The sequence below is a fragment of the Actinacidiphila sp. bgisy167 genome (genome assembly GCF_965342175.1).
In the GTDB taxonomy this organism is placed as follows: Bacteria; Actinomycetota; Actinomycetes; order Streptomycetales; family Streptomycetaceae; genus Actinacidiphila.
The window spans coordinates 50010-62927 of the sequence record NZ_CBDRBL010000020.1; the positions used below are offsets into that span (position 1 = coordinate 50010).

The 12918-nt window shown below is 73.5% G+C and carries 11 protein-coding genes; 8 read left to right on the top strand and 3 right to left on the bottom strand.

All coding sequences use genetic code 11. The features are described from left to right. Positions 1-14 precede the first annotated feature (14 nt). Positions 15-1814: an HAD-IA family hydrolase gene (locus tag ACRWND_RS10815; RefSeq protein ID WP_431948471.1), complete on the top strand. Its 1800-nt coding sequence runs from the start codon at positions 15-17 to the stop codon at positions 1812-1814. A 32-nt stretch (positions 1815-1846) separates the two neighbouring features. Here the strand turns inward: ACRWND_RS10815 and ACRWND_RS10820 are convergent, their stop codons facing one another. Next, positions 1847-3658 carry a bifunctional serine/threonine-protein kinase/glutamate ABC transporter substrate-binding protein gene (locus tag ACRWND_RS10820; RefSeq protein WP_431948472.1) on the bottom strand — a complete coding sequence of 604 codons (1812 nt, stop codon included), beginning with the start codon at positions 3656-3658 and terminating at the stop codon, positions 1847-1849. A 183-nt stretch (positions 3659-3841) separates the two neighbouring features. Then, positions 3842-4825 (bottom strand): TAXI family TRAP transporter solute-binding subunit, encoded by a 984-nt coding sequence (locus tag ACRWND_RS10825; protein ID WP_431948473.1) that lies wholly within the window; start codon positions 4823-4825, stop codon positions 3842-3844. Between the two features lie 321 nt (positions 4826-5146). Here ACRWND_RS10825 and miaB point away from each other — a divergent pair, with 321 nt between their 5' ends. The 3 genes from miaB to ACRWND_RS10840 all read left to right on the top strand — a co-directional run bounded on the left by miaB (position 5147) and on the right by ACRWND_RS10840 (position 7768). Continuing rightward, positions 5147-6637: a tRNA (N6-isopentenyl adenosine(37)-C2)-methylthiotransferase MiaB gene (miaB, locus tag ACRWND_RS10830; RefSeq protein WP_431948500.1), complete on the top strand. Its 1491-nt coding sequence runs from the start codon at positions 5147-5149 to the stop codon at positions 6635-6637. 80 nt (positions 6638-6717) lie between these two features. Then, complete coding sequence (locus tag ACRWND_RS10835; RefSeq protein ID WP_431948474.1) at positions 6718-7062, top strand: hypothetical protein; 345 nt, start codon at positions 6718-6720, stop codon at positions 7060-7062. 10 nt (positions 7063-7072) lie between these two features. Continuing rightward, positions 7073-7768, top strand: coding sequence for a class III extradiol dioxygenase subunit B-like domain-containing protein (locus ACRWND_RS10840; RefSeq protein ID WP_431948475.1), 696 nt, complete (start codon positions 7073-7075; stop codon positions 7766-7768). Between the two features lie 59 nt (positions 7769-7827). Here ACRWND_RS10840 and ACRWND_RS10845 read toward each other — a convergent pair whose 3' ends face one another. After that, a complete protein-coding gene (locus tag ACRWND_RS10845) occupies positions 7828-8067 on the bottom strand; it encodes an antitoxin (protein WP_431948476.1) in 240 nt (79 codons plus the stop codon). Between the two features lie 126 nt (positions 8068-8193). Here ACRWND_RS10845 and miaA point away from each other — a divergent pair, with 126 nt between their 5' ends. From miaA to ACRWND_RS10865, 4 genes are all read left to right on the top strand, one after another. After that, positions 8194-9135 carry a tRNA (adenosine(37)-N6)-dimethylallyltransferase MiaA gene (gene miaA / locus ACRWND_RS10850; protein ID WP_431948477.1) on the top strand — a complete coding sequence of 314 codons (942 nt, stop codon included), beginning with the start codon at positions 8194-8196 and terminating at the stop codon, positions 9133-9135. Between the two features lie 103 nt (positions 9136-9238). Continuing rightward, a complete protein-coding gene (locus ACRWND_RS10855) occupies positions 9239-9712 on the top strand; it encodes a hypothetical protein (protein WP_431948501.1) in 474 nt (157 codons plus the stop codon). A gap of 16 nt (positions 9713-9728) precedes the next feature. Continuing rightward, entirely contained in the window at positions 9729-10613 is an 885-nt protein-coding gene (gene dapF, locus ACRWND_RS10860; protein WP_431948478.1) for a diaminopimelate epimerase, read from the top strand. Positions 10614-10761: 148 nt separating this feature from the next. Next, complete coding sequence (locus tag ACRWND_RS10865) at positions 10762-12894, top strand: RelA/SpoT family protein (protein WP_431948479.1); 2133 nt, start codon at positions 10762-10764, stop codon at positions 12892-12894. Positions 12895-12918: the final 24 nt, after the last annotated feature.

Sequence of the window (12918 nt, forward strand, 5' to 3'; positions counted from 1 at the left end):
CCCCCTCACCCCCCATGAAAGAGAACCCCGTGACCCACCCACCGCGGCACGCGCTCCAGGCCGTCCTGTTCGACATGGACGGCACCCTCGTCGACACCGAGGAACTGTGGTGGGAGGCGGTCGCCGAGGTGGCCGCCGGGCTGGGGCACGAACTCGGCGACGCGGACGTGGCCGAGGTCCTCGGCCGCGCCGTCGAGCACACCGCCGCCCACCTGGCGGCCACGACCGGGACGGCGACCGGCGCCGGCGAGCTGGCCGCCGTCCTGCACCGCGAGTTCGCCGAGCGGGTCCGCGTACGCACGGTGCCCCGCCCCGGTGCGCTGGACCTGCTGGACGAACTCGCCCGCCAGGGCATCCCCATCGCGCTGGTCTCGGCCTCCCCCCGCGAGGTCGTGGACACCGTGCTCGGCGTACTCGGCCGGGAGCGCTTCGCGGTGTCCTTCAGCGCCGACGACACTCCCCGCACCAAGCCAGCCCCCGACCCCTACCTCGCCGCCGCCCGCGCCCTGGGCGCGGACCCCGGCGGGTGCGTGGCCGTGGAGGACACCCCGACCGGTGTCGCCTCCGCCGAGGCCGCCGGCTGCCGGGTGCTCGCCGTGCCGTCCCTGGCGCCCATCGGACCCGGTGCAGGCCGCATGGTGCTCGCCAGCCTGGAACGGGCCGACGTCCCCTTGCTGCGGGCCCTGGTCGGCCGACCGCCGTCCTTCCTCGTGCCCGCCTTCACCAGCCGCCGCGCCCGTGTCGGTGAGCCGGTGCGGGTCACCGTGGCCGGGCTGCTGCGCGACGCCCCCTCCGTCGCGTACGCCAAGGCCGCGGGCCCCGGCTGGGCGCGGGTCTCTTCCGACGGCTCCGTCACAGGGACTCCCGACGAACCCGGCGACGCGGAGGTCGCCGTGACCGCCACCGACGCCGCCGGCCGCTTCGCGACCGTCACCGTGCGCGTGCCGGTCGGCGGGGCGGACGAGCCCATGGTGCGGCGCCTGCGCGTCATGAGCTGGAACCTGTGGCTCGGCGGCAGCCGCGTCGACGACCACCGCGACAAGCAGTTGCGCGTGCTGCTGGACGCCGATGTGGACGTCGTCGGCCTCCAGGAGACCTGGACGCACTCCGCCAGGGAACTCGCCGAGGCGCTGGGCTGGGACCACCACCAGGCCGGCGACAACCTCGGCGTCATCAGCCGCTACCCGATCGTCCCCCGCCACGGAGTGCCCGCGGCCCCGTTCTACGGCGGCCTCGGGGCGACCGTCCGGCTCGACGAGGGCCGCGACGTCACGCTGTGGAGCGCCCACCTCGGCTGCACGCCGTACGGCCCCTACGGTGCCCTCCACGACCGGCAGCCGGTCGAGGAACTCGTCGCGCACGAGGCCGCGTCCGGACGCCTGGGCCAGATTCGGGGAATCCTGCGCGACATGGCCGCCGACCTCGCCGCCCGCGACACCACCCCGGTCGTCCTCGTCGGCGACTTCAACGCCCCCTCCCACCTGGACTGGACAGCCGAGGCGGCGCCCCTGCACGGCGGGTACGGAGCCGTGCCCTGGCCCGTCACCCTCGCCACCGAGGCCGCCGGACTGCGCGACTCCTACCGCGAGGCCCACCCGGACCCGGTGCGCGACCCGGGCGCCACATGGTCCCCGGTCAACCCCGTGCCCGAGCCGCAGGACCGGATCGACTACGTGCTGTACGCCGGGCAGGCCCTGCGGGTGCTGGACTCCACGACCCTGGTCACCGGAAAGCCCCTCCCCGAACCGCACGTGGCGGCCAACGACTGGCCCTCCGACCACGCCGCCGTGGTCACCACCTTCGCCGTGTCATAAGGCGCGGGCCCGGCCGGCGCGGTCGCGCGGGCCTACAGGCACTCGGACATCTCGTCCAGGCGCGGGCGCTGGTCCGCCAGCTCCTGCGACGTCAGCGGTTTGAGGTGCTTGACGTACGACGCGCGCCAGGCGCCCGAGGTGATCTCCTCCTTTATCGCGTCGCAGATGGCCCGCTTCAGTGCGGGCTCGTTCTTCTGCAGGCCGACCCCGTACTCCTCGTTCCCGAAGGGCGCGCCCAGCAGCCGCAGTCGCTCGGTGTGCTGGGCCCGGTAGCCCGCCAGGATGATGTCGTCGGTCGAGACGGCGTCGACCTCGCCCGCGAGCAACTCGTCGACGCAACGCCCGTACGAGGCCTGCAGCGCGGTCCTTATCTGCGGGTACTCCTCGCGCAACCGCTGCGCGGGTGTCGAGTCGGTGACGGTGCAGACCTTGCGGCCGAACAGGTCCTGAACGCTGTGGACGGGGGCGTCGGTGCGCACCAGGAAGTCCTGGCCGGCTTGGTAGTAGGGACCGGCGAAGTCGACCTTCTCCTTGCGCGCCTTCGTGATCGAGTAGCTCGCCACTATGAAGTCAACGTTTCCGGCACTCAGGCGGTACTCGCGCGACTGCGTGTCCACCACCGTGAACTGCACCTTGCCGAACCCCAGATGCCTGGCGATCGCCCGTGCGAGATCGATGTCGAAGCCCTCGTAGCCGTCCTCGGCGGTGCTCGAGGCCTCGCTGAGGCCCGGCTGGTCACTCTTGACCCCCACCACCAGGTAGCCGCGGTCACGTGCCGTCCGGTAGGTCGGCGAGCTGGAGAGCGGGGGCACGTCGTCGCGCATGCGGTCGACGGCGAACCAGCCCGCCACGGCCAGGAGCACCAGGGCGGCTCCGCCTGCCACGAGCGTGGACCACCGGCGCGCAGCCCTGCGCCACCACGTCCGCCTCGCCGGATGCGACGGAGTCGCGCCGTCCGTGTCCGTCACCGTGGCGTCGGGGTCGTCATCCCGGTGTACGTCCATGGGGAACCGCGGGGTCTCCTGTGCCACATGCTGCAGCAGCTGCTCGGCGCGCCGCGCCGACAGCCGCGCCCCCGGCTCCTTGACCAGCAGCCCGTCGATCAGCGGGCGCAGCGGCCCCGCGTGCGCCATCGGAGGCGGCTCCGCGGTGCGGACGGCCTCCAGCACCTCGTACGGCGTCGGCCCGCGGAAGGGGGTCCGGCCCTCGACCATCTCGTAGAGCGTGACGCCCAGCGACCACAGGTCGGCGGCGGGCGTCGGCGTCAGCCGGTCGGCCAGCTCCGGCGCCAGATACTGCGGCGTGCCGACGGTCTCGTGCGTTCGCGTCACCTGGGCGGCGCCCTCGAAGGTGGCGATCCCGAAGTCCATCAGCACCGCCCGCCCGTCCCGGCGGAACAGGATGTTGTGCGGTTTCACGTCGCGGTGCAGCACGCCGGCCGCGTGCACCGCGCGCAACCCGCGCAGCACCTCCAGACCGATCCGTGCCGCCTGCAGCGCCGGCATGCGGCCCCTCTCGCGCAACTGGTCGGCCAGGGAATGCGGGTTGACCTGCTCCATGACGATCCAGACCTGGCCGTCGGCCTCGATCACGTCGTGCACCGCGACCACGTGCTCGTGCCCGATCCGGGCGATGGCCCGCGCCTCCCGGCGCGCCCGCTCCACCCACTGCGCCTGCGTCTCCGGGTCCAGCGCGCCCCGGAACAGCAGTTCCTTGACGGCGACCTGACGACTGAGCCGGTTGTCGTACGCCTCCCACACCACACCCATGCCGCCGCGCCCCAGCTGCCGGCGCAGCTCGTAGCGGCCGTCCACGAGGGTGTGCGGCGGACCCCCAGAACTCATGCGTATGCCCCCATCGATACGTGGTCCGCTACAGGTTAGGGGGCTGCGACGGGGATGAACATCGCCCCCGGGGACGCAGAACGATCACATCTCGGGCGGAATGGTCCGTACCGGTCCAGCAGGCGGTCGGGCCGGTCCCGCCGCCGAAGGCCCCGCGGGCGAGGGCCTGCTGCGACGGGCCCTTCAGGGCTTCACGGAGCGGTAGTAGCGCTCGGCGCCCTCGTGCAGCCGCAGCGGGTCGGTGAAGACCGCCGTCCGCAGGTCCATCAGCTGGGCGGCGTGCACCTCCTGCCCGATACGGTCGCGGCTGTCGATCACGGTCCGGGTGAGGCGCTCCACCAGCCCGGTGTCCATACGGTCGGTGGTGATCAGCAGATTGGCCACGGCGATCGTCTGCACCGCCCGCCCGCCCTGGATCATGGGGTAGGCGTCCGCGGGCATGACCGCCTGCCGGTAGTACGCCGATTCGTCGCTCCCGGCGTGCAGCGGGGCCACCAGGTCGCCGAGCTGGACCAGCTTGACGTCGGTGGTCTCCGCCAGGTTCGCGACGGCCTTGGTCGGCAGTCCGCCCGACCAGAAGAACGCGTCCAGTTCCCCGTCGCGCAGCATCTGCGGCGCACGGTCGATGCCCACCGGCCGGCGCACCACATCGTCTGGCCGCCCGAGGCCCGCCGCCCCCAGCAGCCGCTGCGCTATCAGGTTCACCCCGGAGCTCGGCTGGCCGATCCCCACCCGCAGCCCGCGCAGGTCCTTCGCCGACCGCACAGGGGAGCCGGCGGGCACCACGAGCTGCATGTAGTCGTCGTACAGCCGGGCGCAGGCACGCAGCCGCTCCGCGCCCGGGCCGTCGTAGTCGGCGACGGCGTCAGCCGCGGCGATCGCGAATCCGGCCTCGCCCGTCGCCACCCGCCGGACGTTGTCCACGGACCCCTCGGACCGCACGAGGCGCACCGTCACCCCGGGAAGGTCCGTGCGCAGGTAGAGCTGGAGCCGCTTCCCGTAGGTGTCGTACACCCCGTTGCGGACGCCGGTGGCGAAGTCGACCCCGTCCTTCGGGTACGACGGCCCGTCGGACGGCAGGACCCACCACAGCAGCAGCGCGGCGGCCGCCGCCACCGCCAGTGCGACCTGCAGGGCACGGCGTCTGCCGGTAGGGGGGAGATCCATCCGGGAGATGGTGCCAGTCCCGGCGCCGCCCTGGCCAGGGGCCACCGCGGCCGACCGGCCCGCTGCCCGCCGCCCCGCCTCCCGCCCGCCGCCCTGGACCGGGGAGCCGCCCGCCGCGGAAGCCGGCGCAGGGGACGCCCGGCGCCCCGGCGGCAGGCGGCCTGTGCCGACGGCGGCACCTGGAGTCGTCCACCCGGGCCCGGCGCCCGCTTTCCCGTGCCGAACGGGACCACCGGGTGCGGTCCGCTCCGGGGCCGGGCCAGGGTAAGGGCGCGGACGAAGCGCCCGTACCCTGGATGGGTGCAGCGTGAAGAGCAGGGTGTGAAGAGCTACGAGATCCGCACCTACGGGTGCCAGATGAACGTCCACGACTCCGAGCGGCTGGCAGGCCTCCTGGAGGCGGCCGGCTACGTCCGCGCGCCCAAGGGCGCGGACGGCACGGTCTCCGCAGATGTTGTCGTCTTCAACACCTGCGCGGTCCGGGAGAACGCCGACAACCGCCTGTACGGCAACCTCGGCCGCCTGGCGCCGCAGAAGGCCGCCCGCCCAGGCATGCAGATCGCCGTCGGCGGCTGCCTCGCGCAGAAAGACCGGGACACGATCGTCAAGAAGGCGCCCTGGGTCGACGTCGTCTTCGGCACCCACAACATCGGAAGCCTCCCGGTGCTGCTGGAGCGCGCCCGGATCGCCGAAGAGGCGCAGGTCGAGATCGCCGAGTCGCTGGAGACCTTCCCGTCCACGCTGCCGACCCGGCGCGAGTCGGCCTACGCGGCCTGGGTGTCGATCTCGGTCGGCTGCAACAACACCTGTACCTTCTGCATCGTCCCCGCGCTGCGCGGGAAGGAGAAGGACCGCCGCCCCGGCGACATCCTCGCCGAGGTCGAGGCGCTGGTCGCCGAGGGCGTCATCGAGGTCACCCTGCTCGGCCAGAACGTCAACGCCTACGGCTCGGACATCGGCGACCGCGAGGCCTTCAGCAAGCTGCTGCGCGCCTGCGGGCGGATCGAGGGCCTGGAGCGGGTCCGCTTCACCTCGCCGCACCCGCGCGACTTCACCGACGACGTGATCGCGGCCATGGCCGAGACCCCGAACGTGATGCACCAGCTCCACATGCCGCTGCAGTCCGGCTCCGACGCGGTGCTGCGCGCGATGCGCCGCTCCTACCGGCAGGACCGCTACCTCGGCATCATCGAGAAGGTGCGCGCCGCCATGCCGGACGCGGCCATCTCCACCGACATCATCGTGGGCTTCCCCGGCGAGACCGAGGAGGACTTCGAACAGACGCTGCACGTGGTGCGCGAGGCGCGCTTCGCGCAGGCCTACACCTTCCAGTACTCCAAGCGCCCGGGCACGCCCGCCGCGGAGATGGAGGGGCAGGTGCCCAAGGAGGTCGTCCAGGAGCGCTACGAGCGGCTGGTCGCGCTGCAGGAGGAGATCTCCTGGGCCGAGAACAAGAAGCAGGTCGGCCGCACCCTGGAGGTGCTGGTCGCCGAGGGCGAGGGCCGCAAGGACGACGCCACGCGGCGCCTGTCCGGCCGTGCCCCCGACAACCGTCTCGTGCACTTCGCGCCGCCCGCCGAGCCGGTCCGCCCCGGCGACGTGGTGATGGCGGAGATCAGCTACGCCGCGCCGCACCACCTGCTCGCCGAGAGCCCGGCGTTCGGCGTCCGCCGCACAGCGGCGGGCGACGCATGGGAGCGGCGGAACTCGGCCGCGGCCGCCAAGCCCGCGGGTGTCATGCTGGGCCTGCCGACGATCGGCGCGCCGGTGACGGCGCCTGCCGGGGCAGCACCCGGCTGCGGCTGCGACTGACGCGGGACCGCGAGGAACGCGAGGACGACGACGGGGCCGCGGGGGCCGAGAGGACCGCGCGGCCGACGGAGGGGGCATGGATGGCTCGTTGGGGGCTCTTCGCCGAGGAGACGGTGGGCAGCGGCGATGCCCGGCGCTGGGAGTTCGAGCTCCTCGGCCACGCCGACGGAACGCGTGAGGACGCGCTGCACAGGCTGGAGGAGGCGGCGCTCGCCTACCGTCCCAGCAAGCCGTTGCGCGTGCGGCGCAGCCGACTGTACCGCTCGGGGGAGGGGTTCGTGCAGGTCAACGAGGGTATGACCACGACCTACCTGTGCCGCTTCACGGTCGCCGAGCTGATCCGGGACAGCAAGGACCCGAAGTCCGCCGCAGCGGCGGACCTCCAGGGCCGTGTGCCCGGGGGCTTCTCCGAGGGCGCACGGTAGGGTTCCGATCATGCTGGTCGCCGCCGCCGTCTGCCCCTGTCCGCCACTGCTCGTGCCCGGGGTCGCGTCGCACGCCGCGCCGGAACTGGACCCCCTGCGCGCCGCCTGCGCGGACGCGCTGGCCGTTCTGGCCGCCGCGCGCCCCGACCTGCTGGTCGTCGTGGGCGCCGCGGCCTCCGCCCACGTCTGGGAGGGCGGTGGTACGGGCTCGCTGCGCCCGTATGGCGTGAACCTGACGGTTCGGCTCGGCGACGGAAGCGACCCCGAGCCCCTGGCCCCGTCGTTGACGCTCGCGGCCTGGCTCCTCGAGCAGGCCGGCTCCACAGCGCCCCTGCACGCCTGCGGCGTGCCCGCCACCGCGCCGGCGGCCCGGATGCTGGAGCTGGGGCGGGGCCTGGCGGAGCTGGCCGACCGGGTGGCGCTGCTGGTCATGGGCGACGGCAGCACCTGCCGAACGCTCAAGGCGCCCGGATACCTGGACGAACGCGCCGAACCCTTCGACGCGTCCGTGGCCCGGGCCCTGGGAGCCGCCGACACCGAGGCGCTGGCCGCCCTGGACGCGCCGCTGGCCGCCGAACTCGGGGCGGCCGGGCGCGCCCCCTGGCAGGTGCTCGCTGGCGCCGCCGAGGGCGCCCGACTCGACGCCGCCCTGCTGTACGACGAGGCGCCGTACGGCGTCGGCTATTTCGTGGCGGCCTGGTCCTAGCCCTGCCGGCCCCGGCGCCCGCAGCCATCCCGTGGGCGTCGCCTTGGAGCCGCGCTCCTTCAGGGCGTCGCCTTGGAGCCGCCCTCCTTCAGGTGCTCCATAGCGCCCTTCGTCTTGTCCACGCCCTTGTGGATCGTGCCGCTGTACTTGTGCTTGGTCTTCTCGTCGACCGTGCGCGCCACCTTGTCGAGTCGGGAGCCGATCGTCTCGCCGTGCTGCTCCATGAAGTCGCCGGCCTTGGCTCCGGCCACGGCCCGGGCGTGCTCGGCCTTGGCCTTCAGCGTGTCCTTGAGGCTCATGCGTCACCGTCTCCCCGTGATGCCGTTGTGCGGTGTGATGCCTTAGTCGGGAATATCCCCTTCCCCGTAACGATCTTACTCGTCCACGGGTGAAACCGCGCCGCCGGAATTTGCGAAACTGTGCACGTGAGAAACGACGTCCCCCACGTGATCGCCGTCGTCGGCCCGACCGCGGCCGGCAAGTCCGACCTCGGGGTCGCCCTTGCCCAGGCCCTCGACGGCGAGGTGATCAACGCGGATTCCATGCAGCTCTACCGCGGCATGGACATCGGCACCGCCAAGCTCACCGCGGACGAGCGACAGGGTGTGCCGCACCACCTGCTCGACATCTGGGACGTCACCCAGGCCGCCAGTGTCGCCGAGTACCAGCGTCTCGCCCGCGCCGAGATCGACCGGCTGCTGGCCGCCGGGCGCACCCCTGTGCTCGTCGGCGGCTCCGGGCTCTACGTCCGTGCCGCCATAGACGCGCTGGAGTTCCCCGGCACCGATCCGCAGGTGCGCGCCCGGCTGGAGGCCGAGCTCGACGCGCTCGGCTCGGGCCCGCTGCACGCCCGCCTGGCCGCCGTGGACCCGGAGGCGGCCCGCGCGATCCTGCCCAGCAACGGCCGACGGATCGTCCGTGCGCTGGAGGTCGTGGAGATCACCGGCCGTCCCTTCACCGCGAACCTGCCCGGCCACGACTCCGTGTACGACACCGTCCAGATCGGCGTCGACGTCCCGCGCCCGGCGCTCGACGAACGGATCGCGCTGCGGGTCGACCGGATGTGGGACACCGGGCTGGTCGGCGAGGTGACCACCCTCGAGGCGGCCGGCCTGCGCGAGGGGCGCACGGCCTCCCGGGCGCTGGGCTACCAGCAGGTGCTGGCCGCGCTGGCCGGGGAGTGCACGCAGGAGCAGGCGCGCGCCGAGACCGTCCGCGCCACCAAGCGCTTCGCGCGCCGCCAGGACTCGTGGTTCCGCCGGGACGGCCGGGTGCACTGGCTCGCGGGCCGCGGGCAGGAGCTGGTCGGGCAGGCGCTCGCCCTGCTCGGTACCGCCCGGTCGGGCGGTCACAGCCTGATCACGTGATGGCATCGGGACGCCCCAGCGACACTTGACGGCACCTCGGCCATGCCATCATCGAGCATCGAAGCCAGCTACGGTGTCGGACGTCTTGGGAGGGCGCGTGGCGATGGAAGCCGGCCCTCGCAGCGGTCCGCAGCCGGAACGCGCCGAGCGCTCCTCCGGCGGTGAGCTCGACGGGCGCGAGCGCCTCGTCGTCGACGGTCCCCTGGAGGACCCGCTGGAGGAGCAGTCCCTCGCGGAGGGCGAGTCCTTCCAGGAACTGCGTCCCGAGCGGCGCCTGCGCGTGTGGCAGATCGCCCCGATCGTCGCCCTCGGCGTGCTGGGCTCGCTCATGTTCGCCTTCCCGCTGGCCTTCGAGGCCGGTGATGGCGGCCCCGTCGTCGCGATGCTCGGGCTCCTGCTGGGCTGCTGCTCCGCGGGCTGGGGGATCATGGCGGCCCGCCGGGTCGGCTACACCTGGCCGGGGCTGCCGGCCCGCGGTTCCGGCCGCCGCCCGGACTGGCGCTTCGTGGCGCTGTACGCGGCGGTCACGGTGGTGCTGGCGCTGCTCGCCTTCTGGCGGGTCGCCCGTCTGCGCTGACCCGTAGACTCAGGCCATGACCAGCGCAGCACGGCAGGGCCTGCCTTTCCTCAAGGGGCACGGCACGGAGAACGACTTCGTGATCATCCCCGACTTCGACGGGGCGCTCGACCTGACCTCCGATGCCGTCGTGCGACTGTGCGACCGCCGCGCCGGGATCGGCGGCGACGGGGTGCTGCGGGTCGTGCGCTCGGCCAGGCACCCGGAGGCCGCCGCCATGGCCGCAGAGGCCGAGTGGTTCATGGACTACCGCAACAGCGACGGCAGCGTCGCGGAGATGTGCGGCAACGGCGTGCGCGTCTTCGCCCGCTACCTCCAGCGCTCCGGTCTCACCGAGGCCGGAGACGTCGCCGTGGCGACCCGCGCCGGCGTGCGCCGGGTCCACATCGACAAGGACGGCGACATCACCGTCGACATGGGCCGTGCCGCGCTCCCTGCCGGCGAGGTCGAGGTCGAGGTCGCGGTCGGCGAGCGCCGCTGGCCCGCCCGCAACGTGAGCATGGGCAACCCGCACGCCGTCGCCTTCGTCGACGACCTCGCCGACGCCGGCAAGCTGCTGGACCCTCCGGCGTGGGCGCCGGCCGCGGCCTATCCGGACGGTGTGAACGTGGAGTTCGTCGTCGACCGGGGTGAGCGCCATGTCGCGATGCGCGTCCACGAACGAGGCTCCGGCGAGACCCGTTCCTGCGGCACCGGCGCCTGCGCCGTGATGGTCGCCGCGGCCCGGCGCGACGGCCGCGACCCGGCGGTGACCGGCCGCCCCGAGACGTACCGGGTCGACCTGCCGGGCGGCACCCTGGTGATCACCGAACGTCCCGACGGCACCGTCGAGATGACCGGACCCGCGGTGATCGTCGCCGAAGGCGTCATCGATCCCGCCTGGCTCGGCGACGGGGGCTGAGGTCGCCCTCCGAGGCCGGGATTCGCTCGAACGGGTGATGCCGATCACGCTGGGCGAGAGCGCGGCGGCGGCACGTGATGGGCTCGGTAGCATCAAGCACCGGCACGGAAGCCATCCCGCCGGTGGGTGACGCTGCCGGAGGTGCCGCATGAGACCGGACAACGCAGTGGAGACCGCGCCGGGCGCCGCAGGACGCAGGCGCATCCCCCGGGCCGCGGACCTGCGCCGGCTGGGGCGCGCGGCGCTGCTGGGCCCCGGAGGGCGCGCCGGCCGGCTGCCGGAGTCCATCGAGCACATCGCCAAGGTGCACCGCGGCCGCCATCCCGGCGCGGATCTCGCCATCCTGCGCAAGGCGTACGTGCTCGCCGAGTCGTCGCACCGCGGCCAGATGCGCAAGAGCGGCGAGCCGTACATCACGCACCCGCTCGCCGTGACCCTGATCCTCGCCGAACTCGGCGCGGAGACCACCACCTTGACGGCCTCACTGCTCCACGACACGGTCGAAGACACGGAGGTGACGCTCGATCAGGTCAGGGAGGAGTTCGGCGAGGAGGTGTGCTTCCTCGTCGACGGCGTCACCAAGCTGGAGAAGGTGGACTACGGCGCGGCCGCCGAGCCGGAGACCTTCCGCAAGATGCTCGTCGCCACCGGCAACGACGTCCGCGTCATGTCCATCAAGCTCGCCGACCGGCTGCACAACATGCGCACCCTCGGCGTCATGCGCCCCGAGAAGCAGGCCCGGATCGCCAAGGTCACCCGGGACGTGCTGATCCCGCTCGCCGAACGCCTCGGCGTCCAGGCGCTGAAGACCGAACTCGAGGACCTGGTCTTCGCGATCCTCCACCCCGAGGACTACCTGCGCACCACCGAACTGATCCTGGAGCACGCCGCCCTGCCCGACCCGCTGCGCGCCGTCGCCGAGGAGGTCCGCACGGTGCTCCGCGAGGCCGGCATCAGCGCCGAGGTGGAGGTGCGGCCCCGGCACGTGGTCTCCGTGCACCGGGTCCGGCTCAAGCGCGGCGGCGCGGTGCCGGGCGGCAGCGACTTCGGCAGGGTACTCATCCAGGTCGCCGAGGACGCCGACTGCTACGCCGTCCTCGGCGAACTGCACACCTGCTTCCCCCCGGTGATCGCGGAGTTCAAGGACTTCATCGCGGCGCCCAAGTTCAACCTCTACCAGTCGCTGCACACCGCCATCCGCGACGGCGAGGGACGCGTCGCCGAAGTCCTGATCCGCACCCGGCAGATGCACCACGTTGCCGAGGCCGGCGTCATCGCGCTCGGCAACCCCTACGCCGCCGCCGAGACCGCGGACTGCGAGGACGGCGAGCGCGTCGACCCCACCCGCCCCGGCTGGCTCGCCCGGCTGCTGGAGTGGCAGCGCGAGGCTCCCGACCCGGACTTCTTCTGGAGCACCCTGCGCGACGAACTCGCCCAGGACCGCGAGGTCACCGTCTTCTCGGCCGACGGCGGCACCGTGGGCCTGCCCGACGGCGCCACGTGCACCGACGCCGCGTACGCACTGCACGGCGAGGGAGCCCACTCCTGCGTCGGCGTGCGCGTCAACGGGCGGCTCGCCCCGCTCGGCACGGTCCTGCGGGACGGCGACACCGTGCAACTGCTGATGACCGAGGTCACCGACGGGGACGGGGACGACTACGGGCCCTCGCCCGAGTGGCTGGAGCATGCCCGCACCCCCGCCGCCCGGATCGCCATCGCCCGCTGGCTGGAGGCCCATCCGCCGGCCGCCACCGAGGAGGAGCCGGCCGCGCCCGCCGTCCGCGCCGGCGCCACGGGCGCCCGCAGGGCCGCCGAGCCGCACGCGGACACCGATCCGCCCGGTGCCGCCGTGCGCATGGCCCGCTGCTGCACCCCCGTGCCGCCGGACGGCATCACCGGCTTCCCCATCCGCGGCGGCACCGTCGCGGTGCACCGCAGCGGATGTCCCGTCGCCGCGCGCATGGCCGCCTCCGGCCGGGCCAGGGTCGCCGTCCACTGGCGCTCCGACGCGCCCGTCAGCGGTCACCGGGCCACTCTCTACGCCGAGGCGCTCGGGCGCCCCCGGCTGCTCGCCGACCTCACCGAGGTGATCGCCACCCAGGGCGTCGCCATCGTGTACGCCGCCGTGGAGCCGCCGCAGGAGCACCGCGTACGCCATACGTACACCGTCGAACTGCCCGACCCGGGAGCGCTTCCCGCGCTCATGCGCGCCATGCGCGCCGTCCCGGGGGTGTACGACGTGTACCGCGCCCAGGAGACGGTGGCAGCCGCGCAGCCGTAACGGAGTACCCGATCGGGTGGGGTA